Annotated in this window: 24 protein-coding genes and 1 pseudogene; 14 read left to right on the top strand and 11 right to left on the bottom strand. The window is 60.5% G+C overall.

Annotation, left to right across the window (positions count from 1 at the left end; translation table 11 throughout):
• The 4 genes from ACLIRY_RS25055 to ACLIRY_RS25040 all read right to left on the bottom strand — a co-directional run.
• On the bottom strand, positions 1 to 315 hold a 315-nt coding region (locus ACLIRY_RS25055), incomplete at its 3' end, for a transposase (protein WP_413208158.1).
• 600 nt (positions 316 to 915) lie between these two features.
• Positions 916 to 1,806 carry a TIGR01459 family HAD-type hydrolase gene (locus tag ACLIRY_RS25050; RefSeq protein ID WP_413208157.1) on the bottom strand — a complete coding sequence of 297 codons (891 nt, stop codon included), beginning with the start codon at positions 1,804 to 1,806 and terminating at the stop codon, positions 916 to 918.
• Positions 1,807 to 1,876: 70 nt separating this feature from the next.
• Complete coding sequence (locus ACLIRY_RS25045; RefSeq protein ID WP_413208156.1) at positions 1,877 to 2,950, bottom strand: quinone-dependent dihydroorotate dehydrogenase; 1,074 nt, start codon at positions 2,948 to 2,950, stop codon at positions 1,877 to 1,879.
• Between the two features lie 121 nt (positions 2,951 to 3,071).
• Positions 3,072 to 3,443, bottom strand: a complete 372-nt coding sequence (locus ACLIRY_RS25040; RefSeq protein WP_413208155.1) for a DUF952 domain-containing protein — start codon at positions 3,441 to 3,443, stop codon at positions 3,072 to 3,074.
• A gap of 264 nt (positions 3,444 to 3,707) precedes the next feature.
• Between ACLIRY_RS25040 and ACLIRY_RS25035 the strand changes: the two genes are divergently transcribed.
• Positions 3,708 to 4,598, top strand: coding sequence for a branched-chain amino acid aminotransferase (locus ACLIRY_RS25035; protein WP_413208154.1), 891 nt, complete (start codon positions 3,708 to 3,710; stop codon positions 4,596 to 4,598).
• A 300-nt stretch (positions 4,599 to 4,898) separates the two neighbouring features.
• Here ACLIRY_RS25035 and ACLIRY_RS25030 read toward each other — a convergent pair whose 3' ends face one another.
• From ACLIRY_RS25030 to ACLIRY_RS25010, 5 genes are all read right to left on the bottom strand, one after another.
• Positions 4,899 to 5,666 (bottom strand): NAD kinase, encoded by a 768-nt coding sequence (locus ACLIRY_RS25030; protein ID WP_413208153.1) that lies wholly within the window; start codon positions 5,664 to 5,666, stop codon positions 4,899 to 4,901.
• A gap of 133 nt (positions 5,667 to 5,799) precedes the next feature.
• Positions 5,800 to 6,864 (bottom strand): GTP 3',8-cyclase MoaA, encoded by a 1,065-nt coding sequence (gene moaA / locus ACLIRY_RS25025; RefSeq protein ID WP_413208152.1) that lies wholly within the window; start codon positions 6,862 to 6,864, stop codon positions 5,800 to 5,802.
• Between the two features lie 126 nt (positions 6,865 to 6,990).
• Complete coding sequence (locus ACLIRY_RS25020) at positions 6,991 to 7,386, bottom strand: hypothetical protein (RefSeq protein WP_413208151.1); 396 nt, start codon at positions 7,384 to 7,386, stop codon at positions 6,991 to 6,993.
• Positions 7,387 to 7,414: 28 nt separating this feature from the next.
• The gene (locus ACLIRY_RS25015) at positions 7,415 to 8,080 is read right to left on the bottom strand and encodes a c-type cytochrome (protein WP_413208150.1); all 666 of its coding nucleotides are present in this window, start codon (positions 8,078 to 8,080) and stop codon (positions 7,415 to 7,417) included.
• A gap of 153 nt (positions 8,081 to 8,233) precedes the next feature.
• Positions 8,234 to 8,422 (bottom strand): DUF3553 domain-containing protein, encoded by a 189-nt coding sequence (locus tag ACLIRY_RS25010; protein ID WP_413208149.1) that lies wholly within the window; start codon positions 8,420 to 8,422, stop codon positions 8,234 to 8,236.
• A gap of 330 nt (positions 8,423 to 8,752) precedes the next feature.
• Here ACLIRY_RS25010 and ACLIRY_RS25005 point away from each other — a divergent pair, with 330 nt between their 5' ends.
• The 7 genes from ACLIRY_RS25005 (at position 8,753) to ACLIRY_RS24975 (ending at position 16,877) form a co-directional block, all read left to right on the top strand.
• Entirely contained in the window at positions 8,753 to 9,397 is a 645-nt protein-coding gene (locus ACLIRY_RS25005; RefSeq protein WP_413208148.1) for a histidine phosphotransferase family protein, read from the top strand.
• Between the two features lie 350 nt (positions 9,398 to 9,747).
• Positions 9,748 to 12,588 carry a chemotaxis protein CheW gene (locus ACLIRY_RS25000; protein ID WP_413208147.1) on the top strand — a complete coding sequence of 947 codons (2,841 nt, stop codon included), beginning with the start codon at positions 9,748 to 9,750 and terminating at the stop codon, positions 12,586 to 12,588.
• Positions 12,589 to 12,907: 319 nt separating this feature from the next.
• Positions 12,908 to 13,279 carry a response regulator gene (locus ACLIRY_RS24995; protein WP_413208146.1) on the top strand — a complete coding sequence of 124 codons (372 nt, stop codon included), beginning with the start codon at positions 12,908 to 12,910 and terminating at the stop codon, positions 13,277 to 13,279.
• A gap of 111 nt (positions 13,280 to 13,390) precedes the next feature.
• Entirely contained in the window at positions 13,391 to 14,485 is a 1,095-nt protein-coding gene (locus tag ACLIRY_RS24990; RefSeq protein WP_413208159.1) for a protein-glutamate methylesterase/protein-glutamine glutaminase, read from the top strand.
• A gap of 4 nt (positions 14,486 to 14,489) precedes the next feature.
• Positions 14,490 to 15,332, top strand: a complete 843-nt coding sequence (locus tag ACLIRY_RS24985) for a CheR family methyltransferase (protein ID WP_413208145.1) — start codon at positions 14,490 to 14,492, stop codon at positions 15,330 to 15,332.
• Positions 15,333 to 15,411: 79 nt separating this feature from the next.
• Positions 15,412 to 16,221, top strand: a complete 810-nt coding sequence (locus ACLIRY_RS24980) for a helix-turn-helix transcriptional regulator (protein ID WP_413208144.1) — start codon at positions 15,412 to 15,414, stop codon at positions 16,219 to 16,221.
• A gap of 98 nt (positions 16,222 to 16,319) precedes the next feature.
• Positions 16,320 to 16,877: a YbhB/YbcL family Raf kinase inhibitor-like protein gene (locus ACLIRY_RS24975; protein WP_413208143.1), complete on the top strand. Its 558-nt coding sequence runs from the start codon at positions 16,320 to 16,322 to the stop codon at positions 16,875 to 16,877.
• Between the two features lie 358 nt (positions 16,878 to 17,235).
• On the opposite strand, the gene ACLIRY_RS24970 is transcribed toward ACLIRY_RS24975, so the two are convergent.
• On the bottom strand, positions 17,236 to 18,033 hold the full coding sequence (locus ACLIRY_RS24970; protein WP_413208142.1) for a FadR/GntR family transcriptional regulator: 798 nt from the start codon (positions 18,031 to 18,033) through the stop codon (positions 17,236 to 17,238).
• A 91-nt stretch (positions 18,034 to 18,124) separates the two neighbouring features.
• On the opposite strand from ACLIRY_RS24970, the gene lldD reads away from it, so the two are divergent.
• The gene (lldD, locus tag ACLIRY_RS24965) at positions 18,125 to 19,270 is read left to right on the top strand and encodes an FMN-dependent L-lactate dehydrogenase LldD (RefSeq protein WP_413208141.1); all 1,146 of its coding nucleotides are present in this window, start codon (positions 18,125 to 18,127) and stop codon (positions 19,268 to 19,270) included.
• On the opposite strand, the gene ACLIRY_RS24960 is transcribed toward lldD, so the two are convergent.
• Positions 19,248 to 19,487: a hypothetical protein gene (locus tag ACLIRY_RS24960; RefSeq protein ID WP_413208140.1), complete on the bottom strand. Its 240-nt coding sequence runs from the start codon at positions 19,485 to 19,487 to the stop codon at positions 19,248 to 19,250. The two genes, lldD and ACLIRY_RS24960, sit on opposite strands and share 23 nt — an antisense overlap.
• Here ACLIRY_RS24960 and ACLIRY_RS24955 point away from each other — a divergent pair.
• The 5 genes and pseudogenes from ACLIRY_RS24955 to ACLIRY_RS24935 form a co-directional block, all read left to right on the top strand.
• Positions 19,480 to 20,595 (top strand): annotated as a pseudogene (locus ACLIRY_RS24955) (N-6 DNA methylase). The gene ACLIRY_RS24960 and the pseudogene ACLIRY_RS24955 overlap by 8 nt on opposite strands.
• Entirely contained in the window at positions 20,588 to 21,001 is a 414-nt protein-coding gene (rhuM, locus tag ACLIRY_RS24950) for a RhuM family protein (protein ID WP_413208139.1), read from the top strand. The pseudogene ACLIRY_RS24955 and the gene rhuM overlap by 8 nt, the downstream one beginning before the upstream one ends.
• Positions 20,998 to 21,246: a M48 family metallopeptidase gene (locus ACLIRY_RS24945; protein ID WP_413208138.1), complete on the top strand. Its 249-nt coding sequence runs from the start codon at positions 20,998 to 21,000 to the stop codon at positions 21,244 to 21,246. Before rhuM ends, ACLIRY_RS24945 begins: the two co-directional genes overlap by 4 nt.
• A 64-nt stretch (positions 21,247 to 21,310) precedes the next feature.
• Positions 21,311 to 22,312: a restriction endonuclease gene (locus tag ACLIRY_RS24940; protein WP_413208137.1), complete on the top strand. Its 1,002-nt coding sequence runs from the start codon at positions 21,311 to 21,313 to the stop codon at positions 22,310 to 22,312.
• 503 nt (positions 22,313 to 22,815) lie between these two features.
• On the top strand, positions 22,816 to 26,230 hold a 3,415-nt coding region (locus ACLIRY_RS24935; RefSeq protein ID WP_413208136.1), incomplete at its 3' end, for a beta strand repeat-containing protein.

The raw sequence follows: 26,230 nt of genomic DNA, 5'->3' as shown, positions 1-26,230 counted from the left end.
GGATTTGAGGGGTTCGTTTCCCTTGAGTTCAGCCTCGCCCAGGAGCTTCAGCAGGGGATCGTGGCGCAGGCTGTCGTGATCGGTGAGATCCTCGTAGCCCAGCGCGATGCCTGTGACCCGTTGGGCCAGCAGGTTGGGCAATGTATGGGTGACCTGATCCTGTGCACGCCGATCCTCAAAACAGATTGCCATGCGGGAAAACAGGTTCAGGCGCTCCGCCGTCTCCCGTAACAGGACCGCACCCGCGTCCGAGGTGATGTCACCTCCGTCAAAGGCTGCGAGAACCTGCCTTTTGCCGTGATCGAAAAAACGCATTCCCGAAAAACACCCTGTAAATTTTCACGCTCCCCCCATGATAACCTAATTCACTGTTATCATTCATATTTTCTAAGGTCGGGCGATGGTCCCGTGACTTTTCCGGGTCAAAGGCTGCGAGAACCTGCCTTTTGCCGTGATCGAAAAAACGCATTCCCGAAAAACACCCTGTAAATTTTCACGCTCCCCCCATGATAACCTAATTCACTGTTATCATTCATATTTTCTAAGGTCGGGCGATGGTCCCGTGACTTTTCCGGGTTTAAACCCACGCCGCTTTTCTTGCGTTCAAACGCCAGGCGGGCTTTTGCGCGCCATAAGGCGCGGCGGCCACTTGGCCGCTTCCAAGGTGCGGTGAGGCAAACTCACCGCACCTGGGTATAACTCTCTATTATCACTCACTATTTAAGAAGTGTGCCGACAAGGGCGTGACTTATCCGGGTCTGAAGGGGGGCACCGCGCCCCTTGCCCTCCTTCAGACCATGCCGACAGCAAAGTCCCAGAAAAAATTCTCAGACACACTGCTAGAGTATTCCGAGATCAAGTTTGGTCGCGAAGCAATCCAACTTGATCTCGGAATACTCTAGACCTGGAAAGGCTTTACCAAAGAAAGCCGGGTATGGTGGCAACTGGGGTGGCCTTGTGGTCGGCAAGCAGGGCGTCGATTGCTTCTGGTTCTGCCTTTTCGCCATGGGCCACACCAAGCGGGGCAGCGTTCAAGCCACCGGTTACGAACACCCCATCAAGTCCTGCAGCCTTGGCACCGGGCATATCCGTGTGCAGTCCATCCCCGATCGCAGCCACCCGCGCCCCAGTTCGCAAGCCGAGCTTTTCGATCGCCAGTCGATAAATTGCGGGGTCGGGCTTGCCCCGGAAGACGACGGTTTGACCCAAGTCCTGCTGATAGACGGCGGCGAGAGCTCCGGCGCAAATCACGCGCTGACCATTGCGCATCACCTCCATATCGGGATTGGAGCAGATCATGGGGAGTGTTTCTGTGGCACAGGCCTCCAGTTCCGACCGGTAGACGTCCAACCCGTCGGAGAAGTTCCGTGGCCCTGAACAGAGGGCGAAACTGGCCTGTTTGGGGTCTCGTACAGGGGTCACGCCCGTACCCTCCAGGACGTTCACATCCCGGTCCGGACCAATCAAGTAGCAGGTGTCACCCAACTCGGCGAAGAAGGGATCCTTCCGCCCCAGCAGTTCCAGGTTCACCGCGTCACCCGAGGTCATGATGGCGTCATAAAGGTCCCGGTCGATGCCCATTGTGGTCATCAAATCGGATACCAGTCGTCCCAGGCGAGGGGCATTGCTGAGCAGCACCGTGCGTTTGCCCATGCGCTTGAGAGCGAGCAGGGTATCCGACGCACCGGAATACGCGGTGACGCCATCGTGGATCACCCCCCAAAGGTCAATAACGAACCCATCGTAGTTGCGCGCTATCTGGGAAAGGCCGTCGAGATGGAGGGGCGCCTGGGCCGCGTCGGTCATGGAAAAGAGTCCTTCGTGTTCTGGTCGTCGACAGGGAAAGGGGGATAGGGAATGGGGATGGGGATGGTCTTCAGGTTAAATCGGCGCCAACGGCTTCGGTGACAGAGGTGAAACCATCGGCCCGCAGGCAATCGGCGAGTTCGTCGGTGATACGGGTCACCAAATGGGGGCCGCCATAGACCATGGCAGAATAGAACTGTACCAGACTGGCTCCGGCGCGGATCTTCGCATAGGCATCCTGGCCCGAGGCCACGCCGCCGACGCCGACCAAGGGCAGGCGACCTTCGGTCAGTTCGGCCATGCGCCGCAGAATCCCAGTCGAGGGCGCGAATAGGGGGACACCGGAGAGTCCCCCCGTTTCGCCCCGTTGGGTGGAGGTAAGGTTGGCCGGGCGGTCAATGGTCGTGTTGGTGCAGATGAGGCCATCAAGGCCGTCATCCAAGCCTCCGGCCAGAGCCACAGCCGCGATATCGGCCATGTCCTCCTCCGTCAGGTCGGGGGCGACCTTCAGCAACAGAGGGGGGCGGGTTTCCTGCGGCATGGCCGCGTTCAGGGCGGCGCGGGAGCGATCGACCAGCGCCTCCAGCGGGCCCCGTCCCTGAAGGGCACGCAGACCCGGGGTGTTTGGAGAAGAAACATTGATCACCAAATAGTCGGCGAAGCGGGCCAGACGCGTGATGCCCTTTTCGTAGTCGGCTGCCGCGTCCTCCGTGTCCTTGTTCTTTCCCAGGTTGATCCCGAGAATGCCCCTGGGGCGGGCCTTGGACAGGCGCTCGGCCATGGCCTCAATTCCCCCATTGTTGAACCCCATGCGATTGATCACGGCGCTGTCACCTTCCAGCCGGAACAGGCGGGGCTTGGGGTTGCCGGGCTGGGGTTTGGGGGTGACGCTGCCCACCTCGACAAAGCCAAAACCTAGGGCGAGCAACGGGCCGGGAACCCGGGCGTCCTTGTCAAAGCCTGCGGCCAAGCCGATGGGGGTGGGGAATCGGCGGCCCCAAAGGGTGGTCTCTAGCCGAGGGTCTGTCGGAGAGGCAGAACCCCGGAGCAATCCCGATTCAAGGGCCGATAGAGCCATTCCATGGGCCTTTTCCGGATCCAGGCGGCGGATCAGGGGCCAAGCGAGAGGGTACCAATCGACCATGGGGGACTCCCTGAGAAGAAGGAGAATGGAATGGCCGGGGGCCATTTGAGAGCGGAATGAGGAAAAGTGGGCACTGCTTTTCCGTCTTCATTCCGTTCCAACCATCTGATTTTATCGTGATTTAGAGGGGCAAGATCCCGTCCCGGGGGTCTGGCAGACGGAACACGCCATCCCGGTTGGGGGCCATGGGGACGGCGCTCGTCACCGCTTCCAGGGGAATGGTGCCGTAGATATGGGGAAACAGGATATCTGCTCGGTCCGGAGCGGGTTCCCACTTCAACAGGCCTGAAACCCGTTTGGGGTCTATGATCAGAAGGATCAGGTCTTCCCGGCCTGAAAAAAACCGGTTAGCCGTTTCCTCAACCGTTTCCGCAGCCGAGCAATGAATGAAACCATCCCGCAGATCCAGGTCGGATCCGGCGTAGGTGCCAGCCATGACAGCGGACTTCCAGGCAGAGATGGTACAAATGTGATAGATTTCTTGAGCGTTCATGGTCCATTTCCTACACCAGGATCGCCTGCGGTACCAGGGGGGCTTTGTTGCATTCCTCCCTTGCACCGGTCCTGACTCTCGCCGGGTGGACAGTGGGGCTTGTCCGGGGCTAATCTCTCTTCCTCCAGCTCCGTTCCGCTTCCCCCAGCGGTGGATTGTGATCCGGAGCCTGATCATCAAACCCTGGCGGATCACGCCGTGTCCTTGTCTAGGGACATCCGCGTCTAGGGACATCCGCGAAAAATATAATGGGAGATACGGACCATGTCGCTCCATGGCGCCGCGAAGGATAGTCGTAAGTCTCTAGTCTATGTGGATGGAGAGTGGCACGAAGGCAACCCCGCGATTGCTGGCCCCAGCACTCATGGTCTGTGGATGGCCTCCACGGTTTTTGACGGAGCGCGCTATTTCGATGGCATGGCGCCGGATTTGGAACCTCATTGTGAGCGTGTCATCCTGTCCGCTCGCTTAATGGGTCTAAACCCCTGCCTGACCGGGGCGGAAATCGCTGACCTCGCTTGGGAGGGAATCGGTCATTTCAAGACCCATTTTCCCGAGGTGAGCGACCTGTATATCTGCCCCATGATCTGGGGAGAGTTGGGGTTCATTACGCCGGAAGCCAATAGTACAAAATTTGTGCTGAACATCTGGGAAGCACCCATGCCGGATGGGACGCAGGGCTTCACCGCTTGCAGTACGCCCTTCCGTCGCCCTGCCCGGGACATGGCCCCCACGGAAGCCAAGGCCAGTTGCCTGTATCCCAACGTTGGACGGGCCGTTGCTGCGGCCCAGGCCAAGGGCTTTGACACGGGTGTGATGCTCGATCCCTCGGGGAACGTTGCGGAGTTCTCCTATACCAACCTGTTCTTTGCCAAGGACAATCGGGTCATCACTCCGGCGCCCAATGGAACGTTCCTGAATGGTTTGACCCGGCAGCGGGTCATTGCCCTGCTGCGCGGGGCCGGGGTTGAGGTCGTGGAACGGGCCGTGAGTTTCCTGGAACTTCTTGATGCGGACGAAATTTTCTGTACCGGCAATTACTCTAAGGTCGGGCCTTGTGTGAAGCTGGAAGACCGGGCTTTCGCTCCCGGACCTTTCTATACGAAGGCCCGAGAACTGTACTGGGAATTCGCTAAGGCGTCAGTCCGTAGGTAGGTCAGGTTGGGTGTTCCCGAATAAGGGGCCAAAAGACACCCCTTGCTCGGGTGTTCGAGAGGAGGAGTGGGGGGCGCACTGTCTACGACAGTGGGGGGCGTCACGGGGTTTTGCCCCGTCCTCCACTGGGGCCGAAAGGCCCTAAACTATTACTTTTGGCCGAAAGGCCCCAGGGCCCAGGCTAAGAACAAAAATGGGGGTTTGGGGGCATTGGCCCCCAAATGGGCTTGGGCAATCGCCCAAAATAGACGAGGCGCTGTCGTGTCCCGTGGGGGGGGCTGGCAGAGGGCGAAGACAGCCTCAGGGGGAAAATTGTTCGCTGAGGATTCGTTCTTCGAGATTGTGTTCGGGGTCGAACAGCAATGTCAGGGAAATGCGTCTCCGTTCTTTGATCTCAACCCGGGCCACGTCGCGCACTTCGGTATAATCCGCCGCGACGGACACGGGACGTTTGTCCAGTTCGTTGACTTCGATCACCACCTCGGCCGTATCGGGCAGGATAGCGCCGCGCCATCTGCGGGGCCGAAAGGCGCTGATCGGGGTCACGGCCATGACGTTGGAACCGATGGGTAGGATTGGTCCATGGGCCGAGGCGTTATAGGCCGTGCTGCCCGCAGCCGTGCAGACCAGAACGCCGTCGCAGATCATCTCTTCCAGTCGGGTTTTGCCGTCAACGCGAATCTGTAACTTCGCCGCCTGCCGACTCTGGCGGAGCATGGCCACTTCGTTGATGGCTAGGGCTTCCTTGGTGATCCCATGAATATCCGTGGCCCGCATGCCCAGAGGGTGCAGTTTCACGGGGGTTGCTGCGGCTAGGCGCTCGGGTAAATTATTTTCTTGGAACGCATTCATCAGGAACCCCACTGTTCCCCGGTGCATGCCGTAGATTGCAGGGCGTCGCTCCATATGGGCATGGAGGGTTTCCAACATGAATCCATCCCCTCCCAGGGCGACGATGACGTCGGCTGAGTCTGGTGGGACATGGCCGTACCTGTGCTTCAGGCGCCGCAGTGCTTCTTGGGCTCGTGGAGTCTCTGCGGCGACAAAGGCGATGTTTTGGACGCTCATCGTGGCATGAATCCGAGGGGATTACCGGAGGTGTCCGTTCGCCTGCTGGGGCCGAACCGGAAGACAGGATAGGAAGAGTATAGCGCCCGGAAACCAGGACGTCCCCAGGGAATACAAGCAAGAGGGGGAGGGGTCAGCCGCCAGTGGTGCTCATATGCCGCTCAACGGCTGGGTTGGCATGCTCCCGGTCGATGATGAAATCATGGCCTTCGGGTTTGCGTCCGATGGCTTCGTCCAGTGCTGCGTCGAGGGCGGCTTTTGGGTCGGCTAAGCCTTCTGGACTCCTTAAAACGGCGCGGAGATCGGCACTGTCGTCCTGCCCCAAGCAAAGATACAGGGTCCCCGTGCAGGTCAAGCGGACCCGATTGCAGCCCTCGCAGAAGTTATGGCTGAGCGGAGTGATGAAGCCCAGCCGGGTGCCTGTCTGGGCGCAATCCATGTAGCGGGCAGGGCCCCCGGTCTGGTGGGTGCTTTCCGTCAGGGTCCAATGGCGGGCCAGTCTGTCGCGGACTTCCTGCAGGGACATGTAGTGGTCCACCCGGTCGTCGTCCACCGCGCCCAAGGGCATGGTTTCAATGAAGGTCAGATCAAAGCCCCGTTCCCCACACCAAGCCATCAAGTCATCGACTTCATCGTCGTTGATGCCCCGCAGAGCCACGGTATTGACCTTGACTCTCAGGCCAGCGGCCTTGGCGGCGTCCATTCCATGGATCACTTTGTCCAAATCGCCCCGCCGGGTGATATGGTGGAAGCGGTCGGCCCGCAGGGTGTCCAGCGAAACATTGACGCGCCGCACTCCAGCGGCCACCAAGTCGTTGGCGAATTTGTGCAAACGGGTGGCATTGGTCGTCAGGGTCAGCTCTTCGAGGCCCTGATCTGGCCCGGAGCCAATGCGCTCTCCAATGGTCTGCATCAAGGATACGATTCCCCGCCGATGCAGGGGCTCGCCCCCGGTAATGCGGATCTTGGTCACGCCCCGGTCGATGAAGGCATTGGCCACATGGGTTAACTCTTCCAGGCTGAGGAGATCCTTGCGAGGGAGGAAGGTCATGTCCTCCGCCATGCAATACCGGCATCGCAGATCGCACCGGTCGGTTACGGATATCCGCAAATAGGTCACGGCGCGACCGAAGGGGTCGATCAGGGGCTGGCGCGCCGGGGTTCGGGGTGCCGAGAGGAGGGAAGAGGTTTCAGTCATGATACCCATGTGGGGCCGTGTCTGGGGCGTCGCAAAGTTTTTTGACGCCCCATCCGGTCGGTGGATCGGTTTTCGCTGGGGGAGGAGCGGCCTCAAGCCGCATGCCCCGACTTGAACCGCCGCGATCTAGCTGCGACGGCTCAGGATCATCAGCAGGGTCAGGATGACGGCCAGGGCCGCCAGAACCGGGTAATACCCAAGGATCACCACCGGAACCGCCGAGACGTAGACCAGGATATAGGCGATGGTCAGCCAATTGCCCGGCAGGTCGGCGATGTCCTCGACATCGGCGTTGGGGTCTGGTGCGGGCAGGGACCACTCCAGGGCGGGGACGCAGCCTTTCTGGGCGCGGACGATCAGGGTAACCATGATGGCGACACAGGCGAGGGCGGTCACCCAGGCCACGTAGTAGCCCTGGTTCCCTAAGGCCGCGTGGGCGGCGGCATAGGCCAGGGCGAGCAGAAACCCTCCCAGGGCGATAAAACCGACGAGCCAACTGCCGAACTGACGACGAAAACCCATTGCTTCTTATCCTTTCGTTTGGCTCGGATCAGTTGGCCGGAACCGGCGGAGCGGCGTCTTCTGGCGTATCCTGGGCGGAGGCATCCGCAGCCGGGGCGGCGGTCGAGTCGCCAGCCGCGTCAGCGGGGGCGTCCGTGGCGGGCGGCGCTTCCAGGGGCGGGGGATTGGGAGTCTGGGAGCGCAAATAAGCGATGGCCGCAGCGCGGGTCGCCGGATCCTTCAAGCCCTGAAAGCCCATTTTGGTGCCCGGAACAAAATCCTTGGGGGATTCCAGGAAGTGCCACAGGTCTTCAGTGGTCCAATCCCCACCCTTTGCCAGCATGGCATCGGAATAGGCAAAGCCCTCATGGGAGCCTTTGGGACGACCCGCCACGCCGTGCAGGTTGGGGCCGACCCGGTTGGGACCGCCTTCATCGAAGGTGTGACAGGCTCCGCAGGCTTTGACAGCCTTTTTCTCCGCGTCGGGCGTGGCCGCCATGATCAGCGAAATGGGATCCTGGGGACCGGTCGGGGCGGCGGCCTCGGAGGCCCCCCCTCCGCTCGCCGCATTGGCAAGGGCCGTGGCGACTGCTGTCGGTGTGGCCTGACCGGTTCGGGGGTCAATGGTGTTCACGTAGCCGTCGATGGCGACCACGAGAATGATGGCTCCGGCTAGGGAGCCAATGGCGTTGCGCGCGATGCTGCGCAGACACATGCGACGGTTCCTTCCTGCTCGATCCGGCCGCCACCTGATCCAGGGGCCGGAGGGCGTTTCCCGCAGTGGGAGGCGTCCCCTCCCCCGGGGTCACGGTGATCCCGATCCCCGTTACCTAGCCGGGATGCGTATGCTTTTCAAGTATGACCCATATTAGGAGGGGGAGTCAGGGGGATCGACGACCAGGAGGGTGGCGTTGTCGACACGGATCAATTGCTTGCCCGCCTGTTCGAAATTCACGGTGACTCGGGGGCCGTCGGCGGATTGGACCTGCCCGAGTCCCCATTCCGGCTTTGCTGGAAGACGGACCCAGGCGCCGGGGACCATGTCAAAGGGTGTCATGGCGGTGACCTTCCATGCCAAGGGGAATTCTGTCTCCTGCAGATGGGGCCTCTTCGGCGCTTTTGCCAGGCACGGGGCGACTTGCTCCGATGGTCCCGGGGCTGGTAACACTTACGAGATCTGTTTGAGCCGAATCCCCACTTGGCGTAGTCGCAGGACGACTTCGCTCTCTTTGGTCCTAAGGTCTGTAGTCCTAAGGATGGAGCGTGTCAGCTGTAAGGGGTGTTTGCCCCCACAAAACCCGGGGTGCTTTACCCCTGTCACGCCTTCTCCAGTTCGCTTGCCTGTCCGCCCACCCGTCTTGAGCCGCTGAAATCAAGGATCTTCGCCGTGAGCCCCTCTTCCCACCTGCCCCAATCCTCTGATTTTGACTTAGATCTGGCCCTTTTGCTCTGTACCCGTTTGTGCCACGACTTGGCCGGTCCCGTTGGGGCTGTGAATACCGGGGCCGAGCTGCTGGAAGAGGAGAATGGGGTGGCCGACCCGGAAACCCTGGAGCTTTTGGCCGGGAGTGCGCGTAGTGCAGCGAACCGACTGAAATTGTCTCGCATGGCCATGGGGGTGGCCCGGGGCCGCTCGCCGAGCCTGGGGGATGCCTTGGCGGCACTGTCGGCGGGACTCGATGGTATGGGTAAGGTTTTGGACGCGAAATTGTCTGGTGTGGCCGATCCTGGCGCAGAGGCGAACCGCATTTTGATCAACCTGACCATGGTGGTTGCCGAGGCTTGGCCGAGGGCCAATCGTATCGTTATGGAGGCCTCTGGGGATGCCTTTCTGATCACGGCTGAGGGGGGCGGAGAGCTGGGCGAGATCTGGCGCGCCGCCTTGGCGGGAGAGGCTGGAAATTTGGATCCGAGGACAGCCCAGGCCTATCTGGCCGCTCGCCTGATCCGGTCATTGGGGGGGATTGTCGACCTGCCTCCCGGTCGTCAAGGGACGTTGCGTTTCACCCCACCCCCCTTGCCGGGGGTGTGATCAGCAGGACAGGATGTCGGCTCGCTTGGAGGAGGGGAAGGCTCACTTTGTTATTCTGTCGAAATAACAAAGTGACTAATCTTTTGGTATATGTACTTGGGTCTTTCCCACAGGAGCCTGAACTGTTAAAGATGAGGTCTGGTATCTTGATCTTGTCTCGGAGACGCTCTCCCAAGGTCAAAGGCTTGAAGTGACCTGGGGTGGCGGACAATAAATGCCCGGGACCTGTTGCCCCGTCGTCAAGGGGGCCGCAAAGGAAATAAATCAAGAGCGGGTGGGCCATCGGGTCCGCGCCGTTCGCGGGCCGAACGGGAGCGCGTTCGGTTCGGGACACACCAAGGAGGTCCGGGATGGACGATCTGCTCAGCGAGTTTCTAACGGAAACCTCGGAAAGTCTTGCGACTCTTGACGTGGAGTTGGTGAATCTGGAGCGGAATCCCAACGATAAGGGCATCCTGTCCAATATTTTCCGCTTGGTGCATACCATCAAGGGAACTTGTGGGTTCCTGGGGTTGCCCCGGCTCGAAAGTCTGGCCCACGCAGGAGAAAACGTTCTGGGTAAATTCCGGGACGGTGATCTGGAAGTGACGGCCGAGGCGGTGACGGTCATTTTGCATACTATCGACCGTATCAAGGAGATCCTGTCCTTCCTGGAATCCAACGAAGTGGAACCGGAAGGGGAGGATAAAGATCTCAAGGAGCAGCTTAACGCCTTTGCCGAGGGGAAGGTGCCGCCACCGATGAACATCTCGTCGGGCACGGCGGCCGAATCCCCTGCCGGTGGGCCGATCCTGTCCGAGCAGGGTTTTCCCGTTGCCGCCGAACTGTTGGCCGAGGTTGAACAGGCTGTCTCCAGCGGCAAGCGCGCCGCGACTGAGGCAGAGATGGCGGCCGCGATGGAAGCCGAACAGGAGGCGGAAGCGCCCAAACCTGAACACAAGCCTGAACCCGAGCCCGAGCCTGAACCCGTCAAGGAAGCGACCGCTCCGCCGCCACCACCACCCAAGCCCACCCCGAAACCGCCCGCTCCGGCAGCCAAGCCGCCTGCCAAAGTGGAACAGGCCCCACAGGGTGGGGGGGAGACGAAGGAAAGCTCAGTCGCGTCCCAGTCCATCCGGGTGAATGTCGAAGTCCTTGAAAATCTGATGACCCTGGTGTCCGAACTGGTGCTGACGCGGAACCAGTTGCTCCAGATGGTTCGTGGCAGCGATGATTCCGAGTTCGTGGCTCCCTTGCAGCGGCTCTCTCATATCACCTCCGACCTTCAGGAAGGGGTCATGAAGACGCGCATGCAGCCCATCGGTAACGCCTGGGCCAAGCTGCCTCGGATCGTGCGCGATCTCAGCATCGAAATGCATAAGAAGATCGATCTTCAGATGTACGGTGCGGATACCGAATTGGACCGGCAGGTCCTGGAGATGATCAAGGACCCGCTGACGCACATGGTCCGGAACTCCGGCGACCATGGTCTGGAATATCCCGATGAGCGGGTGTCCCTGGGTAAGCCCGAAACCGGTGTGGTCAAGCTGAACGCCTACCACGAGGGCGGTCATATTATCATCGAGATCTCTGACGATGGTCGGGGGTTGAACCTTGAACGCATCCGCGCCAAGGCTCTTTCCAACGGTCTGGTGACCGAGGCTGAGTTGGAGAATATGACCGATCAGCAGGTGGCCCAGTTTATTTTCCGTGCGGGTCTGTCCACCGCCGAGAAGGTGACCGCCGTGTCCGGTCGTGGTGTTGGTATGGATGTGGTGAAAACCAACATCGAGAAGATCGGTGGAACGGTCGAGTTGAAAACCTGGCCGGGCAAGGGGTCGACCTTTGTCATCAAGATTCCGCTGACCCTGGCCATTGTTTCGGCTCTGATCGTCGAGGCTTCTGGTGAACGGTTCGCCATTCCCCAGATCTCCGTTCTCGAATTGGTGCGTGTCACAGCGAACTCGGAAACGGCGATAGAGCAGATCAACAATGCGCCGGTCCTGCGTTTGCGCGATCGCCTGATGCCGTTGGTTTCCCTGTCTGCGATCCTGAAGCTGGATCACGAACATGATGAGGAAGAAAACGGCAAGGACGAGACCAAGCGCGAGGAAACCTTCATCGTCGTGAGCCAAGTGGGCACTTATACCTTTGGTATTATCGTTGACCGGGTCTTTGATACCGAGGAAATCGTGGTCAAGCCTGTTGCCCCGATTCTGCGCCATGTCTCGATGTTCTCTGGGAACACGATCCTGGGTGACGGCAGCGTCATTATGATCCTGGACCCCAACGGTATTGCCAGTTCCACGGGAGAGGTGACCATGGGATCCTCTTCGGCTGCCAGTGAGGCTGCCGTGTCCCATGCGGTCGTCGGCGAGGATCGGACCTCTATGTTGATCTTCCGAGCTGGAGGCAACGACCTGAAAGCCGTGCCCCTGGCTTTGGTCGCGCGGCTTGAGGAGATTGAGCTTGCCAAGGTGGAACATTCCTTCGGGAAACCGGTTGTCCAATACCGTGGCCAACTTATGCCCCTCGTGGGCGTGAATGATGTCGTGGATTTGGTCGGCGAAGGGCGCCAGCCGGTGCTGGTCTTCTCTGATCGGGATCGGACCATGGGTTTGGTGGTGGATGAAATCGTCGATATCGTCGAGGACCACCTGAAGGTGGAGCTGCGCGCCGACCTGAAGGGGGTTGTGGGCACGGCTGTCATCGATGGAAAAGCGACCGATATCATCGATACGGGGTTCTACCTGACGAAGGCTTTCGGTGACTGGTTCGGGTCGAACTCCGCCGAGGCCTATGGTCAGGATAAAAAGGGGCAGGCAAAGGTCCTGTTGGTGGATGATAGTCCCTTCTTCCGGAACCTCCTGACACCCTTGTTGTCCGTGTCGGGCTATGCGGTGACTTCGGTTGAATCCGCAGAAAAAGCCCTTGAAATGCGGGACAAGGGTCATGCTTATGACGCAATCATCAGCGATATCGAAATGGGTGGCATGGATGGGTTTGCCTTCGCTGAAGCGGTGCGTCTGGAAGGCCGGTGGCAGGATGTCGTTTTAATTGCCCTGTCCAGTCACGCGACGGAAAAGGATCTGGTACGCGGTCGGGATGCGGGCTTTGATGACTATGTGGCTAAATTCGACAGGGATAGTCTGTTAGAAGTCCTGGGGCAATTGGTCGGTGGTCAATCCTCCCTTGCCGAAGAAGGCATGTAAAACGCCCTTGGTCGCAAGGGCCCCGGACAAAACACCGTCAAGGGGCCCTAAGGGCAGAGAGGGCGTGGTCAAGTCTGCCCAAGTCCGGTATCTTCGTAAGGCGGTCTTATTCTACCTTGGAGTTCTGCAATGAAAGCCAAGGAAAGCCTCGGTCGGCGCACCGGGTGTTGCGTGGGTCACGTTGGCACCGGTAAGATCGAGAAACACATTCCCATCGAGGTTCGATCGAACCTCGGGACCTAGAACGGAAAGCGGCCTAATCATCCTCCCCTCGGCGGGTTCTGGGTGAACAGATGCCGGTCGAGGGCAAGGAGTACCAATGAAATCCTGTCTGATCGTCGATGACTCTAAGGTCATTCGCATGGTGGCCAAGAAGATCCTTCAGGAACTTCAGTTTGAAACCATCGAGGCCGAGGATGGCAAGGTCGCCTTGGACGCTTGTAAGAGCGCCCTGCCTACGGCTGTGCTGTTGGACTGGAATATGCCTGTGATGAACGGCATCGAGTTTCTGCGAGAACTTCGCAAACTTCCCGATGGCGAAAACGTGGTCGTGGTTTTCTGCACGACGGAGAATGACATTGATCATATCCAAGAAGCGATCCAAGCCGGAGCCAACGAATACATTATGAAGCCCTTTGATAGCGAGATCCTGGCGGCGAAATTCCAGCAGGTTGGTTTGTTGGACGCGTAGGACCGAGGGCGAAAGGAAAAAATCAGGGTGGCGATACCGTCCCAAAATACCGGTCGGCCAGGTTTGTCCCGTTCGACGACTGTCGGCTCTTCTGGCGAACCGGTCCAGGTCATGGTGGTCGATGACTCCGCTGTGGTGCGAGGGCTCGAAACACGTATGTTGGAGGGAGATCCAAGCATTCGGGTCGTGGCCTCCGTTGGCAATGGCCAAATGGCGCTACAGGCGCTGGACAGGCATGAGATTGATGTCATCGTTTTGGACATTGAAATGCCGATCATGGATGGCCTTACGGCCCTGCCACAGCTGCTTAAGAAAAAGCCCGATGTGAAAGTCATTATGGCCTCCACATTGACCCTGAAAAACGCTGAGGTCAGTTTGAAGGCCATGCAGATGGGGGCTTCCGAATACATCTCCAAACCCACCACCTCCCGGGAGTTGTCCAGCGGAGCTGATTTTCGGCGGGAACTGGTCGATAAGGTGAAGGCCCTTGGGGGAGCCAGACGGAGGGCCCTGGGGCGCCGCGCACCCACGGCGCGGACGCCGGATCAGGAGCGAAAACCCCTGGTGACGGCCTTGTCCCAACGGCAGGCGGGGCCCGTTACCCTACGTCAGCCCTCCAGCGACCGACCGGATATCATTGCCATCGGAAGTTCGACGGGAGGACCCCAGGCTCTGTTCTCTGTCTTCGGGGACCTCCGCAAATTGGGCTGGCCTAGCCAACCCATCATCGTGACTCAGCATATGCCTGCTACCTTTACCACCATTCTGGCTGGGCATGTCGAGCGTGTGGCCGGCGTCGCAGCCAAGGAAGCCCAGGATGGGGACGTTGTAAAGGGCGGGCAGATCTACATCGCTCCGGGGGACTACCATATGGTGATAGAAAGCCGGGGAGTGGAAAAAGTTCTACGCCTGAACCAAGGGCCGCCGGAGAATTTCTGTCGTCCCGCAGTGGACCCCATGTTTCGCTCGGTGGCCAAACTCTACGGGCGCCGGGCCCTCGCTGTGGTGTTGACGGGTATGGGCGCGGATGGATCCAAGGGGGGGATGGTTATCGCCGAATCGGGGGGAACTGTGATTGCCCAGGATGAGGCCAGCAGTGTCGTATGGGGGATGCCCGGTGCGACGGCACAAATTGGCGCTTGCTCCGCTGTGCTGCCGTTGACCGATATCGCCGCGTATATTCACCGTTCCGCGAACAAGCGCTGATAGCATGAAACCGGAAGATTTTGATTATATCTCCAAGCTGCTAAAGGACAAATCGGGCTTGGTCTTGACCAAGGACAAGTCCTATTTGCTTGAAAGCCGCTTGATGCCGTTGGCCCGTAAACGCGGTTTCAAGGGTTTGGACGATCTCATAGGTCAACTCCGGCGCCGGGACATGGCGCTGGAGAAGGAAATCACTGAAGCGATGACCACCAATGAGTCATTTTTTTTCCGTGATAACAAGCCTTTTGACCAGTTCCGCCAGGTGGTCATACCGAATCTATTAAAGACACGCGCGTCCAAACGATCTTTTCGGATCTGGTGTGCGGCGGCGTCCAGTGGTCAAGAACCCTACTCTCTGGCGATGATCCTGAAGGAAGAGGCCGCCAAATTCGCCGGCTGGCGGATCGAGATTGTTGGTACAGACCTCTCTTCAGACATTTTGAAGAAGGCGCGCGCTGGGCTTTATTCTCAGTTCGAGGTCCAGCGTGGCATGCCTATGCAACTTCTCGTTAAGTACTTCAAAAAGAAAGACGAGATGTGGGAAATAGATTCCACCATTCGAAACATGGTTCAGTTTAAAGAGTGGAATTTACTCGAGAGCCTGGGAGCTCTTGGGCAGTTTGACATCGTTTATTGTCGAAATGTATTGATATATTTCGACCAGCCGACCAAATCCAAGGTGTTGGAAGGTATCCAGAAGCAAATGCCGGATGACGGCGTCTTGTACCTGGGTGGCGCGGAGACGGTTCTGGGGGTGACTCAAGCCTTCAAGCCCATACCCGGTCAACGGGGTGTTTATGCGGTTAATCGGAAGGACGGCGTGGTCTCCCTGGGGCAACAGGCCTGAACCAAGGTGTCGTTGCGGCGGGGATCTTGGTGTGTGACTGTGGCCCCCGTTTTGCCCGACCACACCATTGGAGCGGTCCATGGACGGATCCACCGGCACTGACGCCTTTCCACCCGGCTTGACTATCCGCCAAACTCGGCAGGCTCTCTTCCATCGCCTCATGTCACCAAGCCCTGCCGTTGTGGTTGTCCGGGCTGGGACCAAAGGTCTTTTGACCGCAAGGGGCCGATTTGAGGTTCCTGAGGGGGCCGCCATTCTGATCCCCGGCCAGACACCCCTTTCTATCGAGAATCGACCAGGACCCTCTACCTTTTACAGGGCTGAGGCCCTTCCGTTGACTTGGGAGGTCGTCGAGCGGGTCTATGATCGTGGGGCCATCACACGCACTGGGCCCGAGCGTTTGGGGCCGGTGACCCTGTCACCGGGCATGGAGGAGGCATTTTTGGCCGCCGCCCATGCCCAGTCAGACCCGAAGGCTTATCCGGAAAAGGTCCGCGCTCATCGTTTGGGGGAAATCCTTCTCTGGCTCGCAGAGGAAGGAGCGGTTTTTGGCCCTCAACCCCAGCGGCTGCCAAGCCATCGCGTGCGGGACGTGATCCTGGAGGATCCATCTTACCCCTGGAAAGCTGGAGAGGTGGCCCGGCGTTTGGCGATGAGTGAACCGACCTTGCGGCGACAGTTGGCTGTGGAGGGGGAAACATTCACGGGCCTTCTCGCGGACACGCGCATGACCCAGGCGCTGAGCCTTCTGCAAACCGTGGATTGGACCGTGGAGGCTGTGGCTGCCGCTGTCGGTTATGCCTCGCCCTCCCGTTTTGCGGTACGGTTCCGATCTCGCTTTGGCTTGGCACCTTCTGAAATACGCGGGGATGTGAGGGGCGGTGGGTGAGGAATGAGCGAATCAGCACGGAAGTCGATCTCTTCGGGCGCGCTCGGTCTGGCTGTCTTGGTTAGACTGCTTGCCTCACCATCATGGAGGAAAAGCTCATGCGACCCACAGGTTCTCTCGCGTCCCTGTCCTTGCTTCTGACCTTGGCTGTCACCCCAGCCGTGGCCTGGGCGGATATGACTCTGACCAGCCCGGCTTTCTCCGATGGCGGGGTCTTGCCGGATCGGCAGGCCTATGATGGTTTTGGATGCTCGGGGGAGAACCTTTCTCCGGCCTTGTCCTGGAGTGACGCTCCGGAGGGGACGAAAAGCTTTGCCCTGATGGTCTACGATCCCGATGCGCCGACGGGCTCGGGGTGGTGGCATTGGACCGTTTTCGATATCCCCGCCACTGTGACCGGTCTGCCCGAAGGTGTGGGCAAGACCGGGGCCCTGCCCAAAGGCGCGCGGGAGGGCCGCACGGACTATGGCTCCCTAGGGTATGGCGGCGCTTGCCCGCCGGAGAAGCACGGCCCCCATCACTATAATTTCACGCTTCATGCTTTGGATGTGGATAGCCTGCCCGTGGAGACGGATGTGCCAGCGGCCATGGTGGGCTACATGGTCAACGCCCATACCCTGGACAAGGTGACCCTGACGGCGATTTACGAACGCTAAAGTGTTTTGCGCAAAAGTGGTTACGGGGCTTTGCCCCGTTCCCCACCGGGGCCGAAAGGCCCCAGACCCCAGGCAGTTGCGGCCGAAAGGCCCCAGACCCCGGGCGGTTGCGGCCGAAAGGCCCCAAACCCCGGGCGGTTGCGGCCGAAAGGCCCCAAACCCCGGGCTAAAGAATGGGGGTTTGGGGGCATTGGCCCCCAAATGGGCTTGGGCAATCGCCCAAAATGCATAATACCAAGGTGCGGTGAGTTTGCCTCACTGCACCTTGGAAGCGGCCAAGTGGCCGCCGCGCCTTATGGCGCGTAAAAGCCCGTCTGGCACTTGGTATAATGGTCAATGAAATCCGGCGGCGGGGAGGTTATCCCAGCATCTCCGTCCGTCCGACGCGGCGCAGGGATTGCCCGATCCGGATTTCTTCCTCTCGTAGGCGCTGTAGGGCCTCGGCGGTGAAGCGGATATGGGTGGTGGCTTGGGCTTCGGCCTTGTCCGCTTCTCCGGCAATCACCGCCTCCCCAATGGCCATATGCTGGGCAAGCAGGGTTTCCCGGGTGCCGGGTGACAGGTAGAGCTTGTGGCGGCTGTAAAAGACATCAGACCGCAACAGCTCCGAAAAGGCCCGCATCACCTGCAGGACCACCAAATTATGGGTGGCCTCGTAGAGCAGCATGTGCAGGTCCGCGTCCAGGTCGGTTTCCTGGCTGGGATCCTCCACCCCATGGGCCACCTCCAACCGATCCAGACAGGCCCGGATGGCTTGGCGGTCCACCTCGGTGGCTCGCAGTGCGGCCAAACGGGCGGTAGGGCCTTCCACCAGTCCCCGGTATTCGAAATAGTCGTCCACCACCTGCGGATTGCCTTGCAGCAGGCTGGCCAAGGGCGAGGTGAGAGGTGTCAGAAAATGGGCCACATGGGTGCCAGACGGCGTGGTTCGCAAGAGCCCCCGGTGAACCAACCTCTCCAGGGCCTCCCGCAGGGGGGGGCGGGAGACCTCCAGCCGCGCCGCCAGATCCCGTTCGGAGGCCAGACGCTCCCCAGGCCGGAGAACCCCCTCCAGGATCATGTGTTCGATGTGACTGGCGATGACCTCGGCCAGTTTCGGGTTGCGCAGGGGCTCCACCGGGGTCTCCAGGTTGGAAGAGGACGCTTGATGGCTCAATAAAAATCCATTATGGATCATTGGTAAAGAAAAAATACCAATGGCGCGGCGAATCCTGTCAGGGACGCTTGGCCGGATTAGGAGGACTCCCATGATCATTTCCTCGGCCCTTGATTATCGGCAAGCGGCACGGCGTCGCTTGCCCCCCTTCCTGTTCGATTACATCGACGGTGGCGCCAACGCGGAGCAGACGCTCCGGGCCAATGTTTCCGATCTCTGCGGGGTGGCCTTGCGGCAAAGGGTGCTGAAAGCCGTCGGAGAGATTGACCTGTCGGTGTCCCTGTTCGGTGAAACCCTGTCCATGCCCGTTATGCTCAGTCCCGTTGGTCTGACCGGCATGTTCGCCCGCCGGGGAGAGGTTCAAGCCGCGCGGGCCGCCCAGGCCAAAGGCGTGCCCTTCATCCAGTCCACCGTCTCGGTGTGCTCCATCGAGGAAGTGTCCGCCGCGGTCGCCAAGCCCATCTGGTTCCAGCTTTATGTCCTGAAGGATCGGGGCTTCATGAGGAACGTGCTGGAACGGGCCATGGCCGCTGGTGTCACCAAACTGGTGTTTACGGTCGACATGCCCACCCCCGGGGCTCGCTACCGCGATGCCCATTCCGGTATGTCGGGGCCCTTTGGGCCCCAGCGACGTATTCTTCAGGCGATGGTCCACCCGCGCTGGGCCTGGGATGTCGGCGTCCGGGGGAAACCCCATGATTTGGGAAATATTTCCCACTACCTGGGCAAGGTGACGGGGCTGGCGGATTATGTCGGCTGGCTGGCGAACAACTTTGATCCTTCCATTGGCTGGTCGGACCTGGAATGGATCCGCGATTTCTGGAAGGGCGATATCATCATCAAGGGGATTCTCGACGGCGAAGATGCCAAGGACGCGGCGCGATTCGGTGCCCAGGGTCTTGTCGTGTCCAACCATGGGGGCCGCCAGCTCGACGGGGTGCCCTCGACGGCCCAGGCATTGCCAGCCATTGCGGAGGCTGTGGGCGCGGAGATGACCGTTTTGGTCGATGGGGGTGTTCGCTCGGGTCTTGATGTCATCCGCATGTTGGCCCTTGGAGCGAAGGGGGTCCTTTTGGGGCGGGCGCCGTCCTACGCCCTGGCCGTGGATGGAGGGGAAGGGGTGGAAACCCTCCTTGACCTCTTTGCCAAGGAAATGCGAGTGGCGATGACCTTGACCGGTGTCACTTCGGTGGACCGGATCGATTCGTCCATCCTCACCCGCTCGACGGGGGCATGAGGCCGCGCCGGGTTTGACTGTCCTGTGCCGGGGCGTCGAGGAGCCAAGCTTTGACCGCGACGACGCGGGCCAGGTCCCGCTGGTCCGGATGGGAAAGCAGCCTGAGATCCCGCTGGGCCACCGGGCTGGAGCCGGCCAGCCGGACGGGCGCCGGATCCCCATCCCCCAAGTGGCAGGGCAGAAGGCAGGCGGCGGCACCGGATGGGGCGATGGTCAACAGGGTGACAGCGTCCGGTGCCCTTGTAGCGCGGTTGCTGGTGTGGCACAGATCGGTGATGTTTTGGCACAGATTGGTTGGGCCGATATTTGGTCGTGGGGGCTACATCCCTCCGGCCCCCGTCTTAAAGCGGCGACGGCGTCATGGCCACAGCCTGTTGTTGGTTAAATCAGACGGGGTCGGATCCATGGCCTCGATTTCATTGGATCGGTTCCGCACGGCGGTCTCGCTGTTGATCCGGGCGGCCGAGGAGGTCGGTTCGGAGAACTTCGCCCTCTACGGCCAGGAAGTGAACGGGGCCACATGGGCGCTGGCGCGGATGAACATGTTTCTCCACGCCGAGGACGCCGCGCGCATCGAATGGTGCGACACCCTCGACAGCCCCGCGTTGGCCGAGGGCGATCATCTGATGAAGTTCGACGTGGTGATCGCGAATCCGCCGTTCAGCCTCGACAAGTGGGGGGCGGAGAACGCCGACACGGGGATCGACCCGTTCAAGCGCTTCTGGCTGGGCACCCCGCCAAAATCGAAGGGTGACTAAGGTTTGATCACCCACATGATCGAGATCACCAAGCGGCCGACCGGCCGGGTGGCCGTGATCGTTCCCCATGGCGGTCTTTTCCGCGGCGGAGCGGAAGGGTGGATCCGGAAAGCGCTGATCAAGGAGAACCTCCTCGACGCCGTGGTGGGGCTGCCCGCCAACCTGTTCACGACGACGGGCATTGCGGTGGCGATCCTGGTGTTCGACCGCTCCCGGGAAGAGGAGGGCGCGAACGAGGCGCGACGCGATGTCCTGTTCATCGATGCCAGCAAGGAGTTCTCATCGGGCAAGACCCAGAACATGATGGATGACGGACATATCATCAGGGTCTTGGAAACCTACGCGTCGCGGGCCGAGGTCGAAAAATATTCTCATAACGCCAACCTGGAAGAGATCGCCGAGAACGACTTCAATTTGAACATTCCCCGCTATGTCGACACCTTCGAACCGAAAGAAGAAATTGACGTCGCCGCGCTTCAGAAGGAGATCAATGTGATCGAGGCCGAACTGGCCGAAGTCCGCAGACGCATGGCCCAGCACCTCAAGGAGTTGGGCGTCGATGTCTGAAGGTGAACTGATCCTCTACAACACCGATGACGACGCGGCGACCATCGGTTTGCGCGCCATCGACGGCATGGTTTGGTTGAGCCAGCGGGAGATCGCGGAGCTTTTCGACAAGGATGTGCGGACTGTGAACGAGCACATTCGCAATGTCTTTTCCGAGGTCGAGTGCGATTCGGAGGCAACTTTCCGGAAATTCCGGATAGTTCAAACCGAGGGATCGAGGCAGGTCGAACGCGAGGTCGACGCCTACAACCTCGATGTCATCCTGTCGGTCGGCTACCGCGTCTGTAGAAGTATGGCGAACACTGGATCGACTTCACCATTCACAGGCGCGATCGCGCGACATTGGAAATCGCTGTCGAGCCGGATGCATCCGTCGTTATCGCGGCTCCTCGGGATGCCCCCATGACGGCGATCGAAGAGAAAGTCCGCAAGCGTGCCGCTTGGATCCGACGTCAGCAACGGTGGGGGTCGATGTCACCAGCGCTGCGGTTGATGCTCAATCGAAGATTGATTGAAGTGCCACTTGATGCGATTGACTATGTCGTCACTCATGAACTGTGCCACATCGCCGTGTCGCATCACGGCCCGGAGTTCTTTGAACTTCTGGATCGGGTCCTCTCTGATTGGGAGAGACGCAAAATTCGGCTTTAACAAAAGATGGCCTGAACCTCTAATGACTTGGGTCCACCATCAAAGGCAAGGGGGAGATTACATCGTGAGCCAAGCAATGTGGGGCCTTCACATGGCCGAGATCGCCGCCGACCTGCCCATCAAACAGGGCTTCATCGGCATCGGGTGGCCGGAGATGGGCAATCTCGCAGACCTTCCCAAGAACCGCGACGCCTTCAAGGCGCGTCTCGCCGAGACCCATCCCACGGAAAAGCCGGGGGCCGTGCCGGTCAAGGCCGGGGTGCTCTACCGCTTCGCCCACGACATGGCGGTCGGCGACGTGGTGGTTTATCCCTCCAAACCCGACCGCATGGTCCACCTGGGGGTGATCGAGGGGGGCTACGTCTTTCATCCCACCCTTCTGAATGCCTATCCCCACCGTCGAAAAGTCCGGTGGATGCGCGCCATGCCCCGCGCCGACTTCTCCCAATCGGCCCTCTACGAGATCGGCTCGGCGATCACCCTCTTTCAAATCTCCACCCACGCCGACGAGTTCCGCGCCGCCCTGGAGGGCCAGTCCACCGGGGCCGACGACGTGGACGCCGACACGGCCGATGAGGTTTCCATCCAGGTGGAGGAATCCACCGAGGACTTCATCATCAAGCGCCTGAAGACGAAGATGACGCCCTACGAGTTCGAGAAATTCGTGGCGCACCTGCTGACCTGCATGGGCTATCACGCCCGGGTGACGAAGCAGTCCTCGGACGGCGGCATCGACATCATCGCCCACAAGGACGAACTCGGTTTCGAGCCCCCAATCATCAAGGTCCAATGCAAACAGACCTTGGAGCCCATTGGCCGCCCGAAGGTGCAGGAACTCCATGGCGCGGTTGAACTGGGCGAGCATGGCCTGTTCGTGACCCTCGGCCCCTTCAGCGCCCAGGCCCGCGACTTCGAGCGGTCAAAACCAAACCTCCGCCTGATCGACGGCAATGCCCTGATCGACCTGATCTATGCCCATTATGAGCGCTTCGACACTCGCTACAAGCTGCTGATGCCCCTGAAACGCACCTACATCCCCGGCTCCGTCCTGACTGCGGTGGATTAATGGGGGAGCCTTTTCCTCGGGCTTATAACCAGGTGCGGTGAGTTTGCCTCACCGCACCTTGGAAGCGGCCAAGTGGCCGCCGCGCCTTATGGCGCGTAAAAGCCCGCCTGGCGTTTGAACGCAAGAAAAGCGGCGTGGGTTTCAACCCGCGCCGCTTGGTATGAGAACCCAGCCCCGACCATCGCCGACGCCCCTTCGCCTCTCCACCGCGGGCTTGAGCTTGGCCTGGATCGGAGGACTGGCCCCCTTCCTTTCCCCGCCACACCACATAAAGAGCTCCTTCAAGCCCCCACCTGAGGTGCGTTCAGCTCCCTTTATTCACGTGAGAGTATTTACACTCATTTACTGAATAAAACACTTATTTACACTTTAAAACAATAACTTATAAAGTTGCTGGAAGGCAACGACTTGTTGACTTTACCTCAATTCTCCCTATAAAAAATAAAGACCGATCAATCTAGCTTTTCGTTCGCACACAAAAACAGCACCCGCATGAGACCCAAATGACACGATGCCCCCGCGCTCATTTCCTCGCTCATCTGCTCGCCTCGACGGCCCTTGTCGCAGCCCCGGGCTTGGTTATGGCGGGCGACGCCCTGCCGACCAATCCCCGCGTGACCTCCGGTGAGGCCTCCATCGCGACCTCGGGCGCCGCCATGACGATCTCCCAGGGCAGCGACCGCGCCATTGTCAATTGGCAGGGCTTTTCCATCGGCGACGGCAACAGCGTCACAATCCACCAGCCCGGCGCCCGTTCGGCGATCCTCAACCGGGTCACCGGATCGACCTCCTCGACCATCGCCGGACGCCTCAGCGCCAACGGGCAGGTCCTGCTGGTCAATCCCAATGGCATTGCCATCACTTCGACCGGGACGGTCGCCGTGGGGGGCGGCTTCATCGGATCCACTCTCGACATCCGCGACGAGGATTTCCTCAAGGGCGATCTGACCTTCAAGGGCAAGGGGGCGTCGGCCCCGATCACCAATGACGGTGTCATCACCGTCGGCTCCGGGGGCTATGCCGCCCTACTCGGCGGATCGGTCCGCAATGACGGCCGGATTGCCGTCCCCTTGGGAAAAGTCGGCCTGGGTGCGGGCGAAAGAATCACCCTGGATCTCTCCGGGGACGGTTTCATGCAGGTGGCCCTGCCCTCCTCGGGCAAGGACAGCCTGCAGACATTGATCGATAACGGCGGAACCATCTCAGCCGACGGCGGATATGTGATCCTCGCCGCCGCCACGGCGCAGGAGCTGGCGCGCAAGGCCATCAACATGGACGGCCTGATCCAGGCCCGATCGGTCAGCGGTCAGAACGGCGCCATCGTTCTGGGGGGCGGCGCCGGAGGGACGACCGCCGTCTCGGGCACCCTGGACGCCTCCGGGGTGACGGAGACGGGGGGGACCGGCGGATCCATCACGGTGACCGGCCAGACGGTGGCCTTGACCGGCGCCACCCTGGACGCCTCGGGCACTGCGGGCGGTGGATCGGTGCGCGTGGGCGGAGACTGGCACGGCGAGGGCTCCCTCCCGACCGCCAAAACCACCACCGTCGACGCAGCAACCACCCTCAAGGCCGATGCCACGGGCGAGGGCGACGGCGGATCCGTCGTGCTCTGGTCGGACAAACAGACCACCTTCCAGGGGGCCATCAGCGCCCAGGGGGGCGGAGCGGGCAGGGGCGGCAACGCCGAGGTCTCCGGCAAGGCCAAGCTGGCGTACCAGGGGGTCACCGACCTGTCGTCGGAAGAAGGGACCTTCGGCACCCTGCTGCTCGATCCCTATAACGTCACCATTTCCGACGGCACGGACACCGGTGGGGTCACCGCCACGGGCGACGACAGCGTGATCAATGTCTCGACCCTGCAAAACGCCCTGGCGTCGGCGAGCGTCACCGTCAGCACCGGTACGGGAGGCAGCCAGAACGGCGACATCACCCTGGCCAACGCCCTGAGCTGGTCGGCGAACACCACCCTGACCCTGGCTGCGGCCGGCGCCATCGCCATCGACGCCAATCTGACCGCCTCGGGCACCACCGCGGGGCTGGTCCTGACAACGGGCGCGGGCAAGGAGTATTCCATCGCCTCCGGCGCCTCCATCACCCTGTCGGGCAGCGGCGCGACACTCGCCATCAACGGTACCAATTATACCCTGATCCATGACATGGTAGCGCTGGACGCCATCGACACCACGGGATTGGGCGGCGCCTACGCCCTGGCCGGGGACCTGGACGCCTCGGGAACCACCTACGACCACGCATTGGTGGGCGTGGATAGTGCGAATGGCTTCACCGGGACCTTCGCGGGGTTGGGCCATACCATCACGGGCCTGACCATCGAGAACACCAGTGCGACCACCGCGTTTTGGGGGGGCCTGTTCGGGGTCAACAAAGGGACCATTCGGGACATCGGGCTTGTGGGGGGAAGTGTTACGGCGGCAAGCGTCAGCATACCCATCTTCGTGGGAATCCTCGTGGGTGACAACGACGCTGGGACGATCTCCAACGCCTATGCAACCGGAAACATCTCGTCCACGACCCTCTACCCCGGGAACAGTTTCGCAGGCGGCCTCGTGGGAAGAAACGCCTACGGGAGCACCATCATCAACGCCCATGCAACCGGGACGATAACGGTAGCAGACAGCGGCAGATCTTACGCAGGCGGTCTCGTGGGACAAAACTCCGGCACCATCACAAACGCCTATGCAACCGGGGCGGCGGCGATGACAGGAAGCACCACAGCTAACGTAGGCGGCCTCGTGGGAGAAAACTCCGTCACCGGCACCATCACCGACGCCTATGCAACCGGGGCGGCGGCGGCCAAAGGCAACAAACATGCTAACGTGGGCGGCCTCGTGGGATACAATTCTGGAACCATCACAAACGCCTATACAACCGGAAACTCCTCAGCAACAAGCGCTGACAATTTCAAGTTTTACGCAGGTGGCCTCGCAGGATACAACGAAGGCACCATTAAAAACACCTATGCAACCGGAAATGTCTCGGCGACGGCCACAGGCAGCGGAACTGCTTATGCAGGCGGCCTTGTGGGAGACAACGGCACCGGCACCATCACCCAGTCCTACTGGGACACCACCACCTCGGGCCTAGCAGATGGCGCCGGCAACGGATCCTCATCGGGGATGACGGGCCTAACCACAGCTCAGTTCCAGGACACGGACAGCTTCAAGACGGGTGCGTCGGGCTGGGATTTCGACACCACCTGGGCGCCGCCGTCCAGCGGGTTTTATCCGCAGCTTTATGCGCTGACCCCTGTTCTCTATGTCAAGGCCAGCGCGATCAGCATGACCTATGGCGATAGCTTGGCGAGCCCAAGCCAGACCAACCTGTCTGGTGGCCCGATCCGCTATGTCTTCGGACCGAGCAGCGACACAATTTACACGACCCTCGGTGCAGGCGCCCATCTCATTCCAGGAACCGTCACCAGTGACAAAGGGGTGACCTACCGGGTGATCGGCTCAGGAAGTACCCTGACCGTCGATCCCCGCGCCATCACCGTCACCGCAGACAACAAGTCCCGCACCTACGGAGACGCCAATCCGACCCTGACCTACAAGGTGACTTCCGGATCCCTGGTCAACGGAGACAGCCTTTCCGGTGCCCTCGCCACCACAGCCACCACGGCAAACTCCGTGGGCACCTACGCCATCACCCAAGGCACTCTTGCAGCGTCGAGCAACTACACCCTGAGCTATACATCGGGAACCCTGACCGTCTCCGCCAGGGCCATCACCGTAACCGCGGACAACACGTCCCGTGCCTACGGAGATACCAACCCGACCCTGACCTACAAGGTGACTTCCGGATCCCTGGTCAATGGCGATGGCCTTTCCGGTGCCCTCGCCACCACAGCCACCACGGCAAACTCCGTGGGCACCTACGCCATCACCCAAGGCACTCTTG

The organism is Rhodospirillum sp. A1_3_36, assembly GCF_047263945.1.
Taxonomy (GTDB): domain Bacteria; phylum Pseudomonadota; class Alphaproteobacteria; order Rhodospirillales; family Rhodospirillaceae; genus Rhodospirillum.
Note: the sequence above shows the minus strand (reverse complement) of the source record. Positions and strands in the feature narration are given on the sequence as shown.

What these genes read in the sequence shown, in the direction of transcription:
- ACLIRY_RS25050 (WP_413208157.1), bottom strand. Translation starts at nt 1,806, where the DNA reads ATGACCGACGCGGCCCAGGCGCCCCTCCATCTCGACGGCCTTTCCCAG.
- ACLIRY_RS25045 (WP_413208156.1), bottom strand. Translation starts at nt 2,950, where the DNA reads ATGGTCGATTGGTACCCTCTCGCTTGGCCCCTGATCCGCCGCCTGGAT.
- ACLIRY_RS25040 (WP_413208155.1), bottom strand. Translation starts at nt 3,443, where the DNA reads ATGAACGCTCAAGAAATCTATCACATTTGTACCATCTCTGCCTGGAAG.
- ACLIRY_RS25035 (WP_413208154.1), top strand. Translation starts at nt 3,708, where the DNA reads ATGTCGCTCCATGGCGCCGCGAAGGATAGTCGTAAGTCTCTAGTCTAT.
- ACLIRY_RS25030 (WP_413208153.1), bottom strand. Translation starts at nt 5,666, where the DNA reads ATGAGCGTCCAAAACATCGCCTTTGTCGCCGCAGAGACTCCACGAGCC.
- moaA (WP_413208152.1), bottom strand. Translation starts at nt 6,864, where the DNA reads ATGACTGAAACCTCTTCCCTCCTCTCGGCACCCCGAACCCCGGCGCGC.
- ACLIRY_RS25020 (WP_413208151.1), bottom strand. Translation starts at nt 7,386, where the DNA reads ATGGGTTTTCGTCGTCAGTTCGGCAGTTGGCTCGTCGGTTTTATCGCC.
- ACLIRY_RS25015 (WP_413208150.1), bottom strand. Translation starts at nt 8,080, where the DNA reads ATGTGTCTGCGCAGCATCGCGCGCAACGCCATTGGCTCCCTAGCCGGA.
- ACLIRY_RS25010 (WP_413208149.1), bottom strand. Translation starts at nt 8,422, where the DNA reads ATGACACCCTTTGACATGGTCCCCGGCGCCTGGGTCCGTCTTCCAGCA.
- ACLIRY_RS25000 (WP_413208147.1), top strand. Translation starts at nt 9,748, where the DNA reads ATGGACGATCTGCTCAGCGAGTTTCTAACGGAAACCTCGGAAAGTCTT.
- ACLIRY_RS24995 (WP_413208146.1), top strand. Translation starts at nt 12,908, where the DNA reads ATGAAATCCTGTCTGATCGTCGATGACTCTAAGGTCATTCGCATGGTG.
- ACLIRY_RS24990 (WP_413208159.1), top strand. Translation starts at nt 13,391, where the DNA reads ATGGTGGTCGATGACTCCGCTGTGGTGCGAGGGCTCGAAACACGTATG.
- ACLIRY_RS24985 (WP_413208145.1), top strand. Translation starts at nt 14,490, where the DNA reads ATGAAACCGGAAGATTTTGATTATATCTCCAAGCTGCTAAAGGACAAA.
- ACLIRY_RS24980 (WP_413208144.1), top strand. Translation starts at nt 15,412, where the DNA reads ATGGACGGATCCACCGGCACTGACGCCTTTCCACCCGGCTTGACTATC.
- ACLIRY_RS24975 (WP_413208143.1), top strand. Translation starts at nt 16,320, where the DNA reads ATGCGACCCACAGGTTCTCTCGCGTCCCTGTCCTTGCTTCTGACCTTG.
- lldD (WP_413208141.1), top strand. Translation starts at nt 18,125, where the DNA reads ATGATCATTTCCTCGGCCCTTGATTATCGGCAAGCGGCACGGCGTCGC.
- rhuM (WP_413208139.1), top strand. Translation starts at nt 20,588, where the DNA reads ATGTCTGAAGGTGAACTGATCCTCTACAACACCGATGACGACGCGGCG.
- ACLIRY_RS24945 (WP_413208138.1), top strand. Translation starts at nt 20,998, where the DNA reads ATGACGGCGATCGAAGAGAAAGTCCGCAAGCGTGCCGCTTGGATCCGA.